The organism is Rhodoferax lithotrophicus, assembly GCF_019973615.1.
Classification (GTDB): Bacteria; Pseudomonadota; Gammaproteobacteria; order Burkholderiales; family Burkholderiaceae_C; genus Rhodoferax; species Rhodoferax lithotrophicus.
In genome coordinates, this window is record NZ_AP024238.1 from 2,074,964 (window position 1) to 2,094,017 (window position 19,054).

Consider the following 19,054-nt stretch of genomic DNA (forward strand, 5'->3'; position numbering starts at 1 on the left):
GGGCTATGAACAAACACGGTGTTTCGCCTGTGTTTGATTCTGGAGCACCATATGAATGATAAAAAGTCAATGAATTTCAACGATTTGGAGCAATGGCTCAATGATCGGCGTGTCACCGAAGTAGAGTGCCTGGTTCCCGACTTGACGGGTGTGGCCCGCGGGAAAATCTTGCCACGTGTCAAATTCACCGAAGACCGTGGCATGCGCTTGCCGCAATCGGTGGTGGCCATGGGGGTGACCGGCGAGTTTCCTGAGAGCGGCCCCTATTACGATGTGATTGACCCCACCGACAAAGACATGCAGTTGCGCCCGGACCCTTCTACCGTGCGTATCGTGCCCTGGGCCAGTGACCCTACTGCACAGGTGATTCACGACTGCTTTGACCATTTAGGTAACCTGGTGCCTTTTGCGCCGCGCACTGTGTTGCGCCGGGTCTGTGATTTATTTGCGGCTGAAGGGCTGCAGCCGATCGTGGCACCAGAGCTTGAGTTTTACCTGACCGCCCGCAACACCGACCCCAACACCCTGCTGCGCGCGCCGATTGGCCGAAGTGGTCGTGCTGAGACCTCGCGCCAAGCCTACAGCATTGACGCGGTCAACGAATTCGACCCCTTGTTTGAAGAAATCTACGACTATTCAGACAAGATGGAACTTAATGTGGACACCTTGATTCACGAAATTGGTGCTGGCCAGATGGAGATCAATTTTTTCCACGCCGAGCCACTGGGTTTGGCCGACGAGGTGTTTTTCTTCAAACGCACCGTGCGTGAATCCGCCCTGCGTCACGACATGTACGCCACCTTCATGGCCAAACCGATTGCCGGTGAGCCGGGCAGCGCCATGCATGTGCACCAGAGTATTTTGAACAAGGCCACTGGCAAGAACATCTTCAGCAACGAAGACGGCACCCCATCAGATGCTTTTATGCACTACATCGGTGGACTTCAACGCTACATTCCGGCGGCGATGGTGCTGGTGGCCCCGTATGTGAACAGCTACCGTCGCTTGAGCCGAAATACCGCTGCACCCATCAACATCGAGTGGGGTTATGACAACCGTACGGTGGGTATTCGCTCGCCGATTTCATCACCGGCCGCGCGCCGGGTGGAAAACCGGGTGATCGGGGCCGATGCCAACCCTTATGTGGCACTGGCCATGACACTGGCCTGTGGCTACTTGGGGTTGAAAAACAAGATCAAACCCAAGGCTGAAATGAAGGGGGATGCCTATTTGTCTCCTTATGCGTTACCGCGCAGCCTGGGTGAAGCGCTGGACTGGTTGCGCCGCGAATCCGAATTACACGAGGTGTTGGGCAAAGAATTCATCACCGTCTATTCGGAAATCAAAGAGCTGGAGTTTGATGAATTCATGAAAGTGATTTCACCTTGGGAACGTGAACATTTGCTATTACATGTATAGCTAGTTACGCTTGTTTTATAAGCACTAAAGGTCATTTTTATCCATTTTTTAGGAAAAGAAAGATGAACGCACTGACAACGCCAAATCCGCTGAGCACACAGGCCATTCAAGCCCTGGACAGTGCCCACTTCATTCACCCCTTCACCGACCATGCCGATTTGGCAACACGCGGTTCACGGGTGATTGTGAAATCAGAAGGCATTTATATTTGGGACTCTGAAGGCGAAAAAATCCTCGACGCCATGAGCGGCCTGTGGTGTGTCAACGCTGGCTATGGCCGCAAGGAACTGGCCCAGGCGGCGTTTGACCAGATGATGACGCTGCCGTTTTACAACAGCTTCTTCCAGACCACCAACGTGCCCGCCGTCAAGCTCGCCGCCAAGTTGGCTTCTCTGGCCCCCAAAGTGGGTGAGCGCAGCTTTGAGCATGTGTTCTATTCCAGCAGCGGCAGCGAGAGTAATGACTCCAATGTGCGCATGGTGCGCCGCTACTGGGATTTGCTGGGACAGCCGCAGCGCAAGGTCATCATCAGCCGCCACAACGCCTACCACGGCAGTACCATGGCCGGGGCCTCACTGGGTGGCATGAGTGGCATGCATGCGCAGGGTGATTTGCCTATTCCCAATATCACCCACATTGACCAGCCGTACTTTTTTGAGAATGCCTTGCCCGGTGAAACCGCTGATGAATTTGGTGTGCGGGCTGCACGCTGGCTGGAAGACAAGATACTGGCAGTCGGGCCGGACAAGGTGGCCGCCTTCATTGCCGAGCCGATTCAGGGCGCTGGTGGTGTGATCATTCCGCCGGCCAGCTACTGGCCAGAAATCCAGCGTATTGTGGACAAATACGGCATTCTGCTCATCAGCGACGAGGTGATTTGTGCCTTTGGCCGTCTGGGACACTGGTTTGCCTACGAGAAGTTTGGCTACAAACCCGACCTGGTGACCTTTGCCAAAGCGGTCACCAGTGGCTATATCCCGCTCGGTGGGGTGATGGTAGGTGATCGTGTGGCCAAGGTGCTGATTGAAAAAGGCGGTGAGTTCAACCATGGCTACACCTACAGCGGCCACCCGGTGGCCTGTGCGGTGGCACTGGCCAACCTGGAGATCATGGAGCGGGAGCAATTGCCCCAGCGGGTCAAGGATGACATCGGCCCGTATTTGGCGAGCTGTTTTGAGGCCATTGGTACGCACCCATTGGTTGGGGTTGCCGAAACCTGCGGCTTCACTGCGGGCCTGGTGCTGGTCAAGAACAAAGCCAGCCGTGAGCGGTTTGATGAAAACCTGGGTGTGGGCATGATGTGCCGCCGTCATTGTTTCCAGAACGGCCTGATCATGCGGGCGGTGGGGGACCGCATGATCATTGCACCACCGTTGACCATGACGCATGCCGATATCGACGAAATGATGCGCCTGATTCGGCAGGCGCTGGATTTAACGCTGCAGGAACTGACCCAAAAAGGGCTGATTTGACCTGTGCGCTGTTGTTTTCTCTGGCTTGATATTTGCTAGGTTTAAACTAACGTTCCCTTCAGCGTTTTTCTCTTTAACGGAGTTTTTTTATGATGAAAAAATACCTTTGGTCATTTGCACTTTCTGCTGTGGTTTTGGCTGGTTGCGGCAAAAAGGAAGAGCCGCCAGCACCCGTTGCGGTACCTGCGCCAGTGGCCAGTGCCCCGGCCCCTGTTCCTGCCGAGGAAAAGGTGCTCAATATCTACAACTGGCCCGATTACGTACCTGAGGGCATGATTGCAGCGTTTGAGAAAGAAACCGGTATCAAAGTGAACTACGACACTTTTGAAACCAACGAAGCGCTGCATGCCAAATTGGTGGCTGGCAACACAGGTTATGACATCGTGGTGCCTGGCTCGGTGTTTGCCAAGCCGCAAATTGAAGGTGGCATGTTCCAGCCGCTGGACAAAGCAAAGATCAAGAACTTGGCCAATCTGGATGCTCCCATCATGGCCACGCTGGCAAACAAGACCGATCCTGACAACAAATACCTGGTGCCATGGGCTTGGGGTTTCACGACGGTGGGCATCAACAAAACCAAGGTAGAGAAAGCTTTGGGCAAAATGCCTATGCCTGAAAATGCCTGGGATCTGGTGTTTGACCCCAAATACACTTCCAAGCTGAAATCCTGTGGCATTGCTTACCTGGATTCTCCCACCGAGATCATCCCCGTGGCTTTGCACTACATTGGCAAAGACGCTTATTCCAATGATCCGGCTGACTACAAGCTGGCGGCTGATATGTTGGCCAAGGTGCGTAAAGATGTGCGTATCTTCAGTTCGACCATGATTGACGATATTGCCGGTGGTAAGGCCTGCGTGGCCATCGGCTGGTCTGGTGACATCAACATTGCGGCGGGTCGTGCGGTTGAGAACAAGTCCAAAGACGTGATCGAATCCTTGCTGCCAAGCACGGGCGCACTCATTTTCTTTGACACCATGGCCATCACCAAAGATGCGAAACATCCGAACAATGCCATGGCGTTTATTGACTTCTATTTGCGTGCTGAAAATGCGGCGTTGATGACCAACACCATGAACTACCCAACCGCCAACAAAGCTGCTATTGAGAAAATCAAACCTGAAATTGCCGGAAACAAGACAATTTTTGTGGATGCTGACTACTTTGCCAAGATGATTCCTCCCTCAAGCTTCACCAATGAAGCTCGTGAATCCATGGCAACCGTTTACAACGGTTTCAAAAAAGGCAAGTAAAACTGAGCTTGAGTAAGTAACAAGGGCTGTTTGTACGTACGGTATGAACAGCCCTTTTTTTGTGTCTGAATGAACGTGTTTAAAGCAAAGGTTGGACCATGGCTGATGTGAACTCCAAGAATGACTACCTCGTGACCGAGAAATTGGTCAAACGGTTTGATGAAGCTGTGGCGGTGGATGAAGTGAATTTGTCCATCAAAAAGGGCGAGATTTTCGCTTTGCTGGGTAGCTCGGGCTGTGGCAAGTCCACCCTGTTGCGCATGTTGGCTGGGTTTGAGACCCCCACCTCCGGTCGAATTTTGCTCGGGGGTCAGGATGTGGCCAAGTTGGCTCCGTACGAGCGGCCGTTCAACATGATGTTTCAGAGTTACGCCTTGTTTCCTCACCTTGATATTTGGGAAAACATTGCCTTTGGCTTGAAGCGCGAAGGTTTACCGGGCAATGACATCAAGCAGCGGGTGGGTGAAATGCTGGATTTGGTTCAGCTGGGTGCCTATGCCAAACGCAAACCGCATCAACTCTCAGGTGGTCAGCAACAACGGGTGGCGTTGGCGCGCAGTCTGGCCAAAAAGCCCAAGGTCTTGTTGCTGGATGAGCCGCTGGGTGCGCTGGATAAAAAGCTGCGCGAGCAGACTCAGTTTGAACTGGTCAACATCATTGAAAAAGTGGGCGTGACCTGTGTCATGGTCACGCATGATCAGGAAGAAGCCATGACCATGGCCGGCCGTATTGCCGTCATGAGCAAAGGTCGGGTGCTGCAGGTCGGCTCGCCAGAAGAGGTGTATGAACACCCTGCCAACCGTTTTGTGGCGGACTTCATTGGCAATGTGAATCTGTTTAATGGCAAACTGAGCGTAGACCACCCGGATCGCTGTGCAGTTGAAACCAGCATTGGCGAAATCCAGGTCGGACATGGTGTCAGTGGGGCCCTGAATATGCCTGTGGCCATGGCCATCCGCCCTGAGAAAATCGAAATCAGCAAGGACCGCCCCAATGTGGATCACAACCTGTTTACCGGCAAAGTCAAGGAAATTGCTTACTTCGGTTCTTACAACACCTTCATCGTGATGGTCAGCGATGGCACACGCGTCAAGATCACCGAAGCCAACACCTCGCGCCATGACCTGAGCCACATCACCTGGGAGGATGATGTCTACTTTTGGTGGAATGACCGCGCAGGCGTGGTGTTACGCGACTGAAGGGCACATCATGATGAACTTGCGAATCCCATTCCCAGGCAAACGTTTTGTGATTGGTGTGCCGTACACCTGGTTGGTATTGTTTTTTTTACTGCCGTTCTTGATCTTGCTCTACATCAGCTTTGTGGATATGGGCAATGATATTTCGCCATTCAAACCCATTTGGAACACCGAGACGGGTTTGCTCCACCTGAAGTATGAAAATTATTGGTCGATTTTCCGATCTGCCGACGGCAGCGGTCTTTTCAAGACGATTTACATCGAAGCTTATTTGCGTTCCATCTGGTACGCACTGTGTACAGCGGTTTTGTGTCTGGTGATCGGGTATCCCTTTTCCTATTTCATTGCCAGGGCCAAACCCAGTATTCGTCCGGCCTTGTTGATGATGGTGATGCTGCCGTTTTGGACCTCATTTTTGCTCCGGGTCTATGCCTGGAAAGGTATTTTGGCTGACCAAGGTGTGGTTAACCAGGTGCTGATGGCGCTGGGCGTGATCACTGAGCCGATCCAAATGCTCTACACCAATGTGTCGATGTTGGTGGGCATGACCTATGTGTACCTCCCCTTCATGGTGCTGCCGCTGTATGCCAATTTGGTCAAGATGGACTTTCGGCTGTTGGAAGCAGCGCATGACTTGGGTGCATCGCCTTTCAAGGCGTTTTGGCTGGTGACGGTGCCCTTGTCCAAAGCCGGAATCATTGCCGGGTTTATGTTGGTGTTTATTCCATCGGTGGGTGAATTTGTGATTCCTTCCCTTTTGGGTGGACCGGAGAACATCATGATCGGACGTGTGGTCTGGGATGAGATGTTTACCAGCAACAACTGGCCGCGTGCCTCTGCGCTGGCGGTAGTGATGATCGGATTGATCGTCATTCCCCTCGCCATTTACTACCACTATACCGGCGACCCTGCCGAGGCCAGGAAGTGAGGACAAAACCATGAAACAGTCTTTGAATCGGTATTTTGGCAAGGTATGGATGGGTTTGACCTATCTGTTTTTATATCTGCCGCTGATGTTTATGGTGGTTTTTTCATTCAACAGTACACGGCAAGATGCGGTGTTTACCGGATTTTCGTTACGCTGGTATGAGGCACTCACGCGTGATACCAAAATTGTCGAAGGCTTCTGGCTCTCACTCAAAGTGGCTACATCTGCAGGTGTGGCCTCCGCCGTGTTGGCAACATTTGCAGCTTTTGTGCTGGTGCGCTACCGGCGTTTTCCTGGGCGCACGCTCTTTTCAGGCATGGTCAACGCACCTTTGGTGATGCCTGAGGTGGTGATCGGTTTGTCGTTGTTGCTCTTGATGGTGGGGGTGCAGAACGCCTTCGGCTGGCCGCAACGTGGCATGCTGACGATCGTGCTGGGGCACACTTTATTGGGCATGGCCTATGGCATGGTGGTGGTGCAGTCGCGTTTGCTGGAGATGGATCGCTCTATTGAAGAGGCGGCCATGGACTTGGGTGCCAAGCCATTTCAGGTGTTCTTTTTGATCACCATGCCGAATATTTTGCAAGCAGTTTTTGCCGCCTATTTGCTGGCCTTTACCTTGTCGTTTGACGATGTGGTGATTGCCGAATTTTTGTCCGGTCCTGGAGTCAACACTTTGCCGCAGGTGATTTTTGGCTATGCCAGGCGCGGTATCAATCCCACCATTTATGCCGCAGCAACGCTGCTGATCACGTCTGTCACCTTGGTGGTGGTGGTCTACAGCATCTGGGTGGCACGGCAAACCCGTAAGCGTGAACGTGAAATTGCTGCGGCCACGCGAGCCGAACTGGCGGCCTTGCAAACCAGTTAAGTTATACGTCTTTTAGGTCTCTAGGGCTCTATTTCCTTGCGTAAGTAGCTCTTCTTTTTGAAATTATTACCATGACAACCACTTCATATGACGGCCGGGCTCTCATCAATGGCAAGCGTGTGGCAGCCGCAGATGGGCAAACTTTTGAGTGCATTTCCCCGGTTGATGGCCGTGTGTTGACACAGGTCGCCCGGTGTTCGCAGGTGGATGTGGATGCCGCTGTGGCTGCTGGCCGTGTGGCTTTTGAAGACCGTCGATGGTGCGCAATGGCTCCTGCTGCGCGCAAGCGGGTGATGATCAAGTTTGCTGACCAGTTGTTGGCCCATGCGGACGAACTTGCGCTCATGGAAACCCTGGACATGGGTAAACCCATCAAGTACGCCCGCTCGGTGGATGTCAACAGTGCGGCTAATTGCCTGCGCTGGTATGGCGAGGCGATTGACAAAATTTACGACGAAATTGCGCCCACGGCCAGCACAGCGTTGGCACTTATCCAGCGTGAACCCATGGGGGTGGTGGGGGTCATCGTGCCATGGAATTACCCGATGATCATGGCCGCCTGGAAGATCGCTCCGGCGTTGGCAGCAGGTAATTCGGTGGTTTTGAAACCCAGTGAAAAATCGCCTTTAACCGCGCTACGATTGGCCGAACTGGCGTTGGAAGCTGGTATTCCGCCGGGTGTATTTAACGTGGTCCCTGGTTATGGCCCAGAGGCGGGTAGTCCGCTGGCGTTGCACATGGATGTGGACTGTATTGCGTTCACCGGTTCCACCCGGGTCGGCAAACAAATTCATGTGATGGCCGGTCAAAGCAATTTGAAGCGGGCCTGGACTGAGCTCGGAGGCAAGTCACCCAATATTGTGTTTGCCGATTGCCCTGATCTGGATAAAGCCGTAGCTGCTTCGGTGGGCAGTATCTTTTTTAATCAGGGAGAGAGCTGTAACGCGCCCTCCAGGCTGTATGTGGAGGCCAGTATTCGCGATCAATTCCTGGAAAAAGCACTGGCTTTGGTGCCGGGTTATGCCCCCGCCAATCCTTTGGATCCTGCGACCGTGATGGGTGCGATTGTGGATCAGACCCAAATGAACTCGGTGTTGCGCTACATTGATCTTGGGCAAAAAGAAGGTGCTGCTTTGCTGGCCGGTGGTGCTCAGGCCTTGAGTGAAACCGGAGGCTGCTATGTGCAGCCGACTATTTTTGCGGGAGTGACCGGCGACATGACGATTGCCCGCGAGGAGATTTTTGGCCCGGTGCTCTCGGTGTTGTCGTTCACCGATGCGGCTGAAGTGGTCAGGCTGGCCAACCAAAGTGTTTACGGTTTGCAGGCAGCGGTGTGGACGCGTGACCTCAACAAGGCACATGGTGTGGCGCGGGCGCTGCGTGCGGGCACGGTGCATGTGAACCAGTATGACGAGGATGACATCACCGTGCCTTTTGGTGGCTACAAACAAAGTGGTGTCGGGCGTGACAAGTCGCTGCACGCATTTGACAAGTACACCGAGACCAAAACCACCTGGATCCGTATCGATAGCCCTCTTTGATCACGCTGGGCAAGCATCACTGAAAGATTCTGCTGTCGCAATAGGTTGGGTTTAGCTATTTTATTTATAGCTATTGGCGCTTGTTCTAAAAGCGCTAGAAGGCTAAAACATCATGAATCAATACCAAACGGTCATGGCTGACCTGAAAGCCAAGGGCATTCACTCGATCCTGACTCAGTTTTGTGATCTGCATGGTGTAGCCAAGGGTAAATTGGTGCCGCTGGGAGCACTGCAGGAATGGGTCGAGTATGGGGCTGGTTTTGCTGGTCCGAGCATCTGGGGGACAGGGCTTGGGCGATTTGGCGCACGCAGTGAGTATTACGGCCGGGTGCAAATAGATTCCTTGCGGCCATTGCCCTTCATGCCCGGTGTGGCCCATGCGGTGTGTGATGGGTACGCGGGTGGCCAGCCGCTGGAGACGTGCTCAAGGCAACTGCTGAAAGCTCAGTTAGGCAGGCTGCGAGCCAGGGGGATGACCTTGTGGGTGGGTATTGAGCCTGAATTTTTCTTGCTGAAACAGAATGTTCATGGCCAGTGGTGTAGTGCCGATGAGCAGGATCAGTTGGACAAGCCTTCGTATGATCTGAAGGCGATTTACCGCAACCGGGATTTTCTTGACGATATGCGTCAAACGCTGACGCAATTGGGCTTTGATTTGCAGCAAATGGATCATGAAGATGCTCGCGGTCAATATGAGATCAACTACAAGTTTGACGAGGCATTGGCTGCCGCAGACCGGTTTATGCTGTTCAAAATGACCGCGCATGTGTTGGCCGAGCGCCATGGCAGTGTGTTCAGTTGTATGCCCAAGCCTTTTGCCGATGCACCAGGTAGTGGTTTGCACTTTCACATGAGTTTGACTGATGCCGATGGCAACGCGGTGTTTCATGCGCCAGATGATGCTTTGTTGCTGAGTGAACACGCCTACCAGTTCACAGCCGGTTTATTGCACCATGCCGATGCCTTGAGTGCACTTTGTGCGCCGACTGTGAATAGTTTCAAACGCTTGGCATGTAGTGAGAGTGCTTCTGGCACCACCTGGGCTCCGGTCTGGAAAACCTATGGGGATAACAACCGTACCTGTTTGGTTCGTAGTGTGGCTGGACGTTTGGAGTGGCGCTTGCCTGACCCTTCTTGTAATGTGTATGTGGCCATTGCAGCTACCTTGGCAGCAGGCTTGGATGGCATGGATCATCAGCTTGAGGCACCACCAGCGTGTCATGAGGATTTGTATGAACGTTTTTCAGCTGGAGATCTCATGCCTGATCGGTTGCCACGTGATCTCGGTCAAGCTCTTGGCGCGTTGTCCCGGAACAACGTGTTGAAGGATGCGCTGGGATCTGAGTTTTGCGCGCAATTTCTTGCGCTGAAACGTCACGAATGGGACGACTACTGTCAATCTGTCAGTTCATGGGAGTTTGCTCGTTATGCGCAAGCGTTTTGATTTCGCAATGTAAAAATTGCATTTTGCATTGTGGTATTGAGATGTTAGATGGGTCATTAAATTTGTCTTAAATCAGGAAAATACATTTCTTATTGCGAAATATGCTCCGTAAGCTGTTGATTTTAATTGATTTAAAAAAAGTCTTGTATAAGACATAAGATTTGAGTTTAGTCTTCTATAAGACTTAGAATGATCACTGTGGCAACGTAAGCAAATCGCTTTAAATGCCCATCGTTTTCATTAACTTAGGAGTGATCTCATGCCGAAATACACCACTGAAACATTGACACGCGAACAACAAATCGCCGCTCTGGAAAAAGACTGGGCCACCAACCCACGCTGGAAGGGCATCAAACGCGGTTACAGCGCGGCTGATGTGGTGCGTTTGCGTGGCTCGTTCCCGATCGAGCACACCCTGGCCCGCCGTGGTGCTGAAAAGTTGTGGAACCTGGTGAACACCGAACCCTATGTCAATTGCCTGGGCGCATTGACCGGTGGTCAAGCCATGCAGCAAGTCAAAGCGGGTGTGAAGGCTATTTACTTGTCAGGCTGGCAAGTCGCTGCCGACAACAATTCTTACGCCTCCATGTACCCTGACCAATCGCTGTACCCGGTGGACTCTGTGCCGACCGTGGTCGAGCGCATCAACAACACCTTCCGCCGTGCCGATGAAATTCAGCATTCCAAAGGGATTGATGCCGGCGACAAGGGCTACATCGACAATTTCGCCCCCATCGTGGCTGACGCTGAAGCCGGTTTCGGTGGCGTGTTGAATGCGTTTGAATTGATGAAGGCGATGATCAAAGCCGGTGCTGCAGGCGTGCACTGGGAAGACCAGTTGGCCTCGGTGAAAAAATGCGGTCACATGGGCGGCAAGGTGTTGGTGCCTACCGCTGAAGCTGTTCAAAAGCTTATTGCAGCCCGTATGGCGGCTGACGTGTGCGGCGTGCCCACTTTGGTGATTGCCCGTACCGATGCTGAAGCGGCTGACTTGCTGACCAGTGATTACGATGCCAATGACAAGCCTTTCCTGACCGGTGAGCGCACCGCTGAAGGCTTCTACAAAACCAACAAGGGCATTGACCAGGCTATCAGCCGCGCCATCGCTTACGCCGAGTACGCTGACCTGGTGTGGTGCGAAACCGGTACGCCTGACCTCGAATTTGCCCGCAAGTTCGCAGAAGCCGTACATGCCAAGCACCCTGGCAAATTGTTGGCCTACAACTGCTCACCTTCCTTCAACTGGAAGAAAAACCTGGACGACGCGACCATTGCCAAGTTCCAGAAAGAACTCGGTGCCATGGGTTACAAGTACCAGTTCATCACTTTGGCAGGCATCCATTCGATGTGGTTCAACATGTTCGACCTGGCACAAGACTACGTGGCTCGTGGCATGTCGGCTTACGTTGAGAAAGTGCAAGAACCTGAATTCGCAGCCCGTGACCGTGGCTACACCTTTGTGTCGCACCAGCAAGAAGTGGGCACCGGCTATTTTGACGAAGTGACCACCGTGATCCAGGGCGGCAAGTCCAGCGTGACAGCCTTGACCGGTTCTACCGAAGAAGAACAGTTCCACTGATCGAGACCTGAGGAGACAAAGGCTGGCGCTCTGTCAAAGGGCAGCCAGCCTTTTTTATTGTGCTCCTGAGGTAAAATCCATAAACAGATTTTTCAAGAGCAAGAAAGGCGCATGGGTTATGACACCGCGAACGACTCCGGCAGGTTTGTCACCTCACTGAGGCCGTTGTCCGCGTGCCTAGTGCACTGAATGCTCTTGAATTCATATCAAACGCGGAGTCTTCCGCGTTTTTTTTTACAAACTCTCATCTTTCATCACCATGGTTCAAATCACGCTTCCTGATGGTTCTCAACGCGATTTTGCTTCTTCTGTCACAGTGGCAGAAGTGGCTGCGTCCATTGGCACGGGTTTGGCCAAGGCTGCCCTGGCCGGCAAGGTTGATGGCAAGGTGGTGGATACCAGTTTTGTGATTGACAAAAACAGCACTTTGGCGATCATCACGGCCAAAGATGCGGATGGGCTGGAGGTCATTCGCCATTCCACCGCGCACTTGCTGGCTTATGCCGTTAAAGAACTTTTTCCGGATGCACAGGTCACGATTGGGCCGGTGATTGAACACGGATTTTTCTACGATTTCTCCTACAAACGTCCGTTCACGCTGGAGGATTTGGCTGCTATTGAGAAAAAAATGAACGCCTTGGCTGCACTGGATGAGCCTGTGGTACGCCGTGTGCTGCCGCGTGATGAGGCTGTGGCGTATTTCAAAGCGCTGGGTGAGCATTACAAGGCCGAGATCATTGGCAGCATTCCAGCCGGAGAAGATGTGAGTTTGTACCGTGAAGGCAAGTTTGAAGACTTGTGTCGTGGCCCCCACGTGCCCAGTACCGGAAAGCTCAAGCATTTCAAGCTGATGAAGGTCGCTGGTGCCTATTGGCGTGGTGATCATAAAAATGAAATGTTGCAGCGCATTTATGGCACTGCCTGGGCCACCAAAGACGACTTACAGCAGCATTTGACGATGCTCGAAGAAGCCGAAAAGCGCGATCATCGCAAACTCGGGCGTGAGCTGGATTTGTTTCATATTGATGAGCACTCCCCAGGCACCGTGTTTTGGCATCCGAAGGGTTGGACACTTTGGCAGCAAGTGGAGCAGTACATGCGCCAGGTGTACCGTGACAACGGTTACCAAGAGGTCAAAGGCCCGCAAATTCTGGACAAGGGGTTGTGGGAAAAAACCGGTCACTGGGATAAGTACCGTGAAAACATGTTTGTCACCGAGAGTGAAAAGCGTGATTACGCGCTCAAGCCGATGAACTGCCCTGGGCATATTCTGATCTTCAAGCAAGGCATCAAGAGTTACCGTGATTTGCCGCTTCGATTTGGTGAATTTGGCCAGTGCCACCGCAACGAACCTACCGGGGGCTTGCACGGCATCATGCGGGTGCGCGCCTTCACGCAAGACGACGGCCACATCTTTTGTACCGAAGAGCAGATTCAGTCCGAAGTGGTGGCCTTTACTACCTTGCTGCAAAAAGTCTATAAAGATTTTGGTTTTACCAAGATCATTTACAAATTGTCGACCCGCCCTGACAAACGTATTGGTTCAGAGGAGAGCTGGGATCGCGCCGAAAATGCGCTGGCCGAAGGCCTGCGTGCTTCTGGTTGTGATTTTGATTACCTGCCGGGTGAGGGAGCTTTTTACGGCCCCAAAATTGAATACACCTTGAAAGATGCGATTGGTCGCCCGTGGCAATGTGGCACGATCCAGGTCGACCCCAACCTGCCGGAGCGGCTGGAGGCTGAGTTTGTCGGTGAAGACGGTGCCCGTCATCGTCCGATCATGCTGCATCGCGCCATTGTTGGCAGCCTTGAGCGTTTTATCGGCATTTTGATTGAAGAAACCGCTGGTGCTTTGCCGTCTTGGTTGGCCCCAGTGCAGGTTAAGGTGCTCAACATCACCGATGCACAGGCTGAATATGCTCAAAATGTCGCCAAAACGTTGCAAAATCAAGGGTTTAGGGTAGAGTTAGACCTGCGTAACGAGAAAATCACGTATAAAATACGCGAGCATTCAATGCAAAAGGTGCCGTATTTGCTCGTCATTGGTGACAAGGAGATGGTATCTGGTGCTGTTGCAGTGCGCGCTCGGGGTGGTCAAGACCTTGGAGTCATGTCGGTTGATGAATTTATGCAAAAGTTGTCCGCTGACGTTTCCTGTAAATCAAGTATTTGATTTTTGATACCGCTGAAAATGCGTTGCGTTGTGCAGTTGTGCCACTTTCAAGGTGGTAATCTTTGTGAAGGATTAAGTCATCGCTACCGAATTTCGTGATCGCCGTCAACGCGAAGAACGCAAACACCGATTAAATCGGGAAATCATGGTGCCAGAGGTTCGCCTTTCTGGTGTTGAAAATGAGCCCTTGGGTGTGGTTAGCTTGTCGGAAGCGCTACGCATGGCGGGTGAGTTGGATGTGGATTTGGTGGAAATTGCTGCTACGGCCAACCCACCAGTTTGTCGTTTAATGGATTACGGCAAGTTCAAGTACCAAGAGCAGAAAAAAGCTGCAGAAGCCAAAGCCAAGCAGACCGTGATTGAAATCAAGGAAATCAAATTCCGCCCTGGTACTGATGATGGTGACTACAACATCAAAATGCGCAATATCAAGCGCTTTTTGGCGGAAGGGGATAAGTGCAAAATCACCCTGCGGTTTCGTGGGCGTGAAATCACTCACCAAGACTTGGGTATGGCTTTGTTAAACCGCATCCGTGACGAATTGGCTGATTTGATTGTGGTAGAGCAGTTTCCCAAGCTTGAAGGTCGGCAAATGATCATGATGATTGCGCCAGGTCGTAAAAAACCGGGTGCAGCGAAGCCGATAGTGACAGAAAACTCAGCAGTAGTTTAATGAATTTCAGACTCTCACATTTTTGTGTAGTTTGGATTCAAATTGATTTGGATTGAATGCATCGGCATTCAATCTAACTGGTTAGGTCATGTGCTCTTCGGAGCTTATGACCTGAAATGTGACAGGCTTTGGCTTGTCACACCAAGTGGCTCGGGGCCATCAAGGCTGCAAAGAGTTTGCAGACGCCTCACGAGCACAATGTCAAAGGAGCATGTAAATGCCCAAAATGAAGACCAAGAGCGCGGCGAAGAAACGCTTCCGCGTCCGTCCAGGTGGCACCGTCAAGCGCGGTCAAGCCTTCAAACGTCACATTCTGACCAAGAAGACCACCAAAAATAAACGCCAATTGCGTGGTGCGACTGCTGTTCATGAGACCAACATGGGTCACATGGCGCAAATGCTGCCAGGCCGTGGTATTTAATTAACGACGAACAAGGAGTACTCACATGCCTCGCGTCAAACGTGGTGTAACGGCTCGCGCCCGCCATAAAAAAGTTTTAGCCCTTGCCAAAGGTTTCCGTGGTCGTCGCGGTAATGTTTTCCGGGTCGCCAAAGAAGCGGTCATGAAAGCTGGGCAATATGCCTACCGTGACCGTCGTACCAAAAAACGTGTGTTCCGTCAGTTGTGGATTGCCCGTATCAATGCCGCTGCTCGTCAGTGCGGCATGACCTACAGCCAATTCGCCAATGGTCTGAAAAAAGCCTGTATCGAAATTGACCGCAAGGTTTTGAGCGATATTGCCATTCATGATATGGCCGCATTTGCTGGTATTGTGGAACAAGTCAAGGCCAAATTGGCAGCTTGAGTTAGGTCAATTGCTATTTAATTTATAGCTTCTAACGCAATATTGATAAGGGCTAGAGCTTGAAAAGGCGCTAGCCCTTTTTCCTTGGATTTGAGTTTTCAAGAGAATTTATGAACGATTTAACCACCGTTGTTGAAACTGCCCGTACGGCATTTGAGTTGGCCCTTACACCTGCGGAGTTGGAAAACAGCAAGGCTTTGTTTTTGGGCAAATCTGGTCGTATCACTGAGATGATGAAAGGTTTGGCAGCGCTACCCGTTGACGAGAAAAAATCGCGCGGTGCTGCCATCAACGTGGCTAAACAAGGCATTGAGGCGGCTTTGAATGCACGCCGTCAAGCTTTGGCTGAGCAGGAGCTGCAGGTGCAACTTCGCGCTGAAGCTTTGGATGTGACCTTGCCGGGTCGTCAGCGAGGTACTGGTGGCCTGCATCCGGTGTCGTTGACGCTGGAACGCATTGAGGCTATTTTTGGTTCGATGGGCTTTGAAGTTGCACAAGGCCCTGAGATTGAGTCGGACTGGTTCAATTTCACTGCGCTCAATACCCCTGAGGATCACCCTGCGCGCTCCATGCATGACACCTTCTATGTGGAAGGCGGCAGCGAGCATGCCCCTAATTTGCTGCGTACCCATACCAGCCCAATGCAGATTCGGCATGCGGTGCAACATGTCAAAAAACATCGTGCAGTCGCCAAAGAAATCACTGCAGAAGGTGCACTTTTTTCAGGTGCCATGCCGGAGATTCGTGTTATTGCGCCCGGGCGTACTTACCGGGTCGACAGCGATGCCACCCATTCGCCCATGTTCCACCAGTGTGAAGGCTTGTGGGTAGGAGAGAACGTGAGTTTCAAGGATTTGAAGTTCGTGTTTACCGATTTTTGCCGCACTTTTTTCGAAAATCCTGATCTGGTGCTGCGCTTTCGTCCCAGTTTTTTCCCGTTCACAGAACCCAGTGCCGAGATTGACATCCAGTTCCCCAGTGGCCCTTTGGCCGGGCGCTGGCTTGAAGTAGCTGGTTCTGGTCAAGTGCACCCTAATGTGATTCGTAACATGGGTCTTGATCCAGAGCGGTATATTGGTTTTGCTTTTGGCATGGGACCAGATCGGTTAACCATGTTGCGTTATGGTGTGAACGATTTGCGTCTGTTTTTTGATGGTGACATTCGCTTCTTGTCGCAGTTTCGGTAAACCGCGAAACTGTACCGTTGACTCGCCTTATTGTCTGAACCCGTTGGATTGACTATGCAATTTCCTGAATCCTGGTTGCGTGAATTTTGCAACCCACCTTTGAGCACTGCTGAACTCTCTGAAACCTTGACGATGGCAGGTTTGGAAGTGGAAGAACTCAAACCCGTAGCACCGCCGTTCAGCCACATCGTTGTGGGTGAAATCAAAGAAGCCGTGCAACACCCCAATGCCGACCGCCTGCGCGTGTGTCAGGTGGATGTGGGTCAGGCCGAGTTGCTGACTATTGTGTGTGGTGCACCCAATGCCCGCGTGGGGATCAAAGTGCCTTGTGCCTTGGTTGGTGCAGAGTTGCCACCTGGAGAGGACGGTAAACCGTTTTTGATCAAGGTTGGCAAGCTTCGTGGCGTGGAGAGTTTTGGCATGTTGTGTTCGGCACGCGAACTCAAGCTCTCAGAAGTGCATGGTGGCTTGATGGAGCTGGCCTCTAACGCCTCAGTGGGGCAAAATATTCGCGAGCATTTGCAGTTGGATGACACCCTGCTGACACTCAAGCTCACACCCAATCTGGCACATTGCCTGAGTGTCTATGGTGTGGCGCGTGAAGTGGCCGCCTTGACCGGTGCACCCCTGAAGCCGCTGACTTTTCCCAAGGCCGCTTGTGCGCTGGATGACGTGTTGCCGGTGAAAGTGAGTGCACCTGATTTGTGCGGACGTTTTTCCGGGCGAGTGATTCGGGGTGTGAATCCCAAGGCCACCACGCCAGCCTGGATGGTCGACAAATTGGCCCGTTGCGGTCAACGCAGTGTGACGGCGTTGGTTGATATTTCTAACTATGTGATGTTTGAGTTGGGTCGCCCCAGTCATATTTTTGATCTGGACAAGATTCATGGTGGTCTGAATGTGCGTTGGGGCAAGCCGGGTGAACAGCTCAAGTTGCTCAACGGCAATACGGTGATAGTGGATACCCAGGTAGGCGTGATTGCAGACGATGTGCAGGTTGAATCCTTGGCGGGCATCATGGGTGGTGATGCGACAGCAGTGTCAGACGACACCACCAACATTTATGTTGAAGCCGCGTATTGGTGGCCCAAAGCCATTGCTGGGCGTTCGCGCCGCTTTAATTTCTCCACCGATGCAGGACACCGGTTTGAACGAGGGGTGGATCCTGAGTTGACGGTAGAGCACATTGAACGCATTACCCAATTGATTCTGGAGATTTGCGGGACGCCTGACACTGTTTGTGGTCCTTTGGATGACCAAAAAGTTGCTATGCCGCCAGTCTGCAAAGTGAGTATGCGCGTGGCACGTGCGGCCAAAGTACTTGGTATGCCTTTAACCCAGGAGCAGTGTGTGAAAGCACTCACCGGGCTGGGCTTGCCGGTTGTAGAGGGGGCGGGTGTGGTGGAGGTGACGGCACCGTCCTACCGCTTCGACTTGCAAATTGAAGAGGATTTGATTGAAGAAGTGGCCCGGATGATCGGTTTTCACCATTTGCCGCAAACACCACCCAGTGCACCAATCACTGCCAAGATCCGCCCTGAAAATCAGCGTTCCGGTTTTGCTGTGCGGCGTACATTGGCAGGTTTGGGTTACCAGGAAACCATCAACTTTAGTTTTGTCGAAGAACGCTGGGAGAATGAGCTCGCGGGCAACCCGAATCCAATCAAGTTGCTCAATCCGATTGCCAGCCAAATGAGCGTGATGCGCTCGTCATTGCTTGGTTCTTTGCTACAAGTTTTAAAATTTAATCAGGATCGTAAAGCACAGCGAGTAAGGGTTTTTGAATTGGGTCGGGTGTTTTTGCGTGATGCATCCATTATCAGCACCGACACTACCGTGCAAGGTTTTGATCAACCCATGAAGGTGGCTGGGCTGACGGTTGGCTCCGTGGATACCCCAGCGTGGGGATGCAAAGAGCGTGCCGTTGACTTCTTTGATGTCAAGGGTGATTTGGAAACTTTGGTGGCCCCAAGCCGGTTAACGTTTGAGCCAGCTCAACATCCGGCCATGCACCCAGGTCGTTGTGCTCAAGTCGTGTGTGCTGGCAAAGTTGTTGGGTTTGTGGGCGAATTGCATCCTAAATGGCGACAAACCTATGATTTGACGCAAGCGCCTGTGTTGTTTGAGATGGATTTAGATGCGGTGCTGAACCGTCAAGTGCCTCAATTTACGTCTGTACCGCGTTTCCAGTCGATTGAGCGCGATATTGCCGTGATGGTTAATGAAGCCGTAACACATGATGCCTTGATGAAAGCCATTTGGTCAGCCGAAACGTCAGGTGTGTTACGTGATGCATTGCTGTTTGACATTTATCGGCCCCAAGCAATGGATATCAGTGGTAAACAAACGGTATTTACAGAAAAAAGTATGGCTGTGAGATTAAGCCTCAATTCGGAAAATACCGCGTTGACTGAGCAGCAAATTGAGGCCACAGTGGCTGCTGTTGTGCTCAGTCTGGCTGAAAAAGTAGGTGCGCGTCAGCGTATTTGATCACGATGCAAAACTTTGC

15 protein-coding genes are annotated in these 19,054 nt (G+C 52.1%); all 15 read left to right on the forward strand.

Annotated features, from left to right (window positions below; all coding sequences use genetic code 11):
* Positions 1-51 precede the first annotated feature (51 nt).
* The 15 genes from LDN84_RS09630 to pheT all read left to right on the forward strand — a co-directional run bounded on the left by LDN84_RS09630 (position 52) and on the right by pheT (position 19,035).
* Positions 52-1,419: a glutamine synthetase family protein gene (locus tag LDN84_RS09630; protein WP_223911755.1), complete on the forward strand. Its 1,368-nt coding sequence runs from the start codon at positions 52-54 to the stop codon at positions 1,417-1,419.
* Positions 1,420-1,481: 62 nt separating this feature from the next.
* Positions 1,482-2,891: an aspartate aminotransferase family protein gene (locus LDN84_RS09635; protein WP_223911759.1), complete on the forward strand. Its 1,410-nt coding sequence runs from the start codon at positions 1,482-1,484 to the stop codon at positions 2,889-2,891.
* Between the two features lie 89 nt (positions 2,892-2,980).
* Positions 2,981-4,144 carry an extracellular solute-binding protein gene (locus LDN84_RS09640; RefSeq protein WP_435405931.1) on the forward strand — a complete coding sequence of 388 codons (1,164 nt, stop codon included), beginning with the start codon at positions 2,981-2,983 and terminating at the stop codon, positions 4,142-4,144.
* A gap of 98 nt (positions 4,145-4,242) precedes the next feature.
* On the forward strand, positions 4,243-5,343 hold the full coding sequence (locus LDN84_RS09645) for an ABC transporter ATP-binding protein (RefSeq protein WP_223911763.1): 1,101 nt from the start codon (positions 4,243-4,245) through the stop codon (positions 5,341-5,343).
* Between the two features lie 13 nt (positions 5,344-5,356).
* The gene (locus LDN84_RS09650) at positions 5,357-6,271 is read left to right on the forward strand and encodes an ABC transporter permease (RefSeq protein ID WP_435405932.1); all 915 of its coding nucleotides are present in this window, start codon (positions 5,357-5,359) and stop codon (positions 6,269-6,271) included.
* 10 nt (positions 6,272-6,281) lie between these two features.
* Positions 6,282-7,142 carry an ABC transporter permease gene (locus LDN84_RS09655; RefSeq protein ID WP_223911769.1) on the forward strand — a complete coding sequence of 287 codons (861 nt, stop codon included), beginning with the start codon at positions 6,282-6,284 and terminating at the stop codon, positions 7,140-7,142.
* Between the two features lie 71 nt (positions 7,143-7,213).
* The gene (locus LDN84_RS09660) at positions 7,214-8,683 is read left to right on the forward strand and encodes an aldehyde dehydrogenase (RefSeq protein WP_223911772.1); all 1,470 of its coding nucleotides are present in this window, start codon (positions 7,214-7,216) and stop codon (positions 8,681-8,683) included.
* A gap of 112 nt (positions 8,684-8,795) precedes the next feature.
* Complete coding sequence (gene glnT / locus LDN84_RS09665; protein ID WP_223911775.1) at positions 8,796-10,127, forward strand: type III glutamate--ammonia ligase; 1,332 nt, start codon at positions 8,796-8,798, stop codon at positions 10,125-10,127.
* 259 nt (positions 10,128-10,386) lie between these two features.
* Positions 10,387-11,706, forward strand: a complete 1,320-nt coding sequence (aceA, locus tag LDN84_RS09670; RefSeq protein WP_223911778.1) for an isocitrate lyase — start codon at positions 10,387-10,389, stop codon at positions 11,704-11,706.
* Between the two features lie 259 nt (positions 11,707-11,965).
* Entirely contained in the window at positions 11,966-13,879 is a 1,914-nt protein-coding gene (gene thrS / locus LDN84_RS09675) for a threonine--tRNA ligase (RefSeq protein WP_223911780.1), read from the forward strand.
* 79 nt (positions 13,880-13,958) lie between these two features.
* Positions 13,959-14,552 carry a translation initiation factor IF-3 gene (gene infC, locus LDN84_RS09680; RefSeq protein WP_223912899.1) on the forward strand — a complete coding sequence of 198 codons (594 nt, stop codon included), beginning with the start codon at positions 13,959-13,961 and terminating at the stop codon, positions 14,550-14,552.
* A 217-nt stretch (positions 14,553-14,769) separates the two neighbouring features.
* Positions 14,770-14,973 (forward strand): 50S ribosomal protein L35, encoded by a 204-nt coding sequence (rpmI, locus tag LDN84_RS09685; RefSeq protein ID WP_223911783.1) that lies wholly within the window; start codon positions 14,770-14,772, stop codon positions 14,971-14,973.
* Positions 14,974-14,998: 25 nt separating this feature from the next.
* On the forward strand, positions 14,999-15,358 hold the full coding sequence (gene rplT / locus LDN84_RS09690; RefSeq protein ID WP_223911786.1) for a 50S ribosomal protein L20: 360 nt from the start codon (positions 14,999-15,001) through the stop codon (positions 15,356-15,358).
* 110 nt (positions 15,359-15,468) lie between these two features.
* Positions 15,469-16,545 carry a phenylalanine--tRNA ligase subunit alpha gene (gene pheS, locus LDN84_RS09695; RefSeq protein ID WP_223911789.1) on the forward strand — a complete coding sequence of 359 codons (1,077 nt, stop codon included), beginning with the start codon at positions 15,469-15,471 and terminating at the stop codon, positions 16,543-16,545.
* Positions 16,546-16,599: 54 nt separating this feature from the next.
* Positions 16,600-19,035, forward strand: a complete 2,436-nt coding sequence (gene pheT / locus LDN84_RS09700) for a phenylalanine--tRNA ligase subunit beta (RefSeq protein WP_223911792.1) — start codon at positions 16,600-16,602, stop codon at positions 19,033-19,035.
* Positions 19,036-19,054: the final 19 nt, after the last annotated feature.

Excerpts from the sequence above, each read along its gene's own strand:
- LDN84_RS09630 (WP_223911755.1), top strand. The coding sequence starts at position 52 with ATGAATGATAAAAAGTCAATGAATTTCAACGATTTGGAGCAATGGCTC.
- LDN84_RS09635 (WP_223911759.1), top strand. The coding sequence starts at position 1,482 with ATGAACGCACTGACAACGCCAAATCCGCTGAGCACACAGGCCATTCAA.
- LDN84_RS09640 (WP_435405931.1), top strand. The coding sequence starts at position 2,981 with ATGATGAAAAAATACCTTTGGTCATTTGCACTTTCTGCTGTGGTTTTG.
- LDN84_RS09645 (WP_223911763.1), top strand. The coding sequence starts at position 4,243 with ATGGCTGATGTGAACTCCAAGAATGACTACCTCGTGACCGAGAAATTG.
- LDN84_RS09650 (WP_435405932.1), top strand. The coding sequence starts at position 5,357 with ATGAACTTGCGAATCCCATTCCCAGGCAAACGTTTTGTGATTGGTGTG.
- LDN84_RS09655 (WP_223911769.1), top strand. The coding sequence starts at position 6,282 with ATGAAACAGTCTTTGAATCGGTATTTTGGCAAGGTATGGATGGGTTTG.
- LDN84_RS09660 (WP_223911772.1), top strand. The coding sequence starts at position 7,214 with ATGACAACCACTTCATATGACGGCCGGGCTCTCATCAATGGCAAGCGT.
- glnT (WP_223911775.1), top strand. The coding sequence starts at position 8,796 with ATGAATCAATACCAAACGGTCATGGCTGACCTGAAAGCCAAGGGCATT.
- aceA (WP_223911778.1), top strand. The coding sequence starts at position 10,387 with ATGCCGAAATACACCACTGAAACATTGACACGCGAACAACAAATCGCC.
- thrS (WP_223911780.1), top strand. The coding sequence starts at position 11,966 with ATGGTTCAAATCACGCTTCCTGATGGTTCTCAACGCGATTTTGCTTCT.
- rpmI (WP_223911783.1), top strand. The coding sequence starts at position 14,770 with ATGCCCAAAATGAAGACCAAGAGCGCGGCGAAGAAACGCTTCCGCGTC.
- rplT (WP_223911786.1), top strand. The coding sequence starts at position 14,999 with ATGCCTCGCGTCAAACGTGGTGTAACGGCTCGCGCCCGCCATAAAAAA.
- pheS (WP_223911789.1), top strand. The coding sequence starts at position 15,469 with ATGAACGATTTAACCACCGTTGTTGAAACTGCCCGTACGGCATTTGAG.
- pheT (WP_223911792.1), top strand. The coding sequence starts at position 16,600 with ATGCAATTTCCTGAATCCTGGTTGCGTGAATTTTGCAACCCACCTTTG.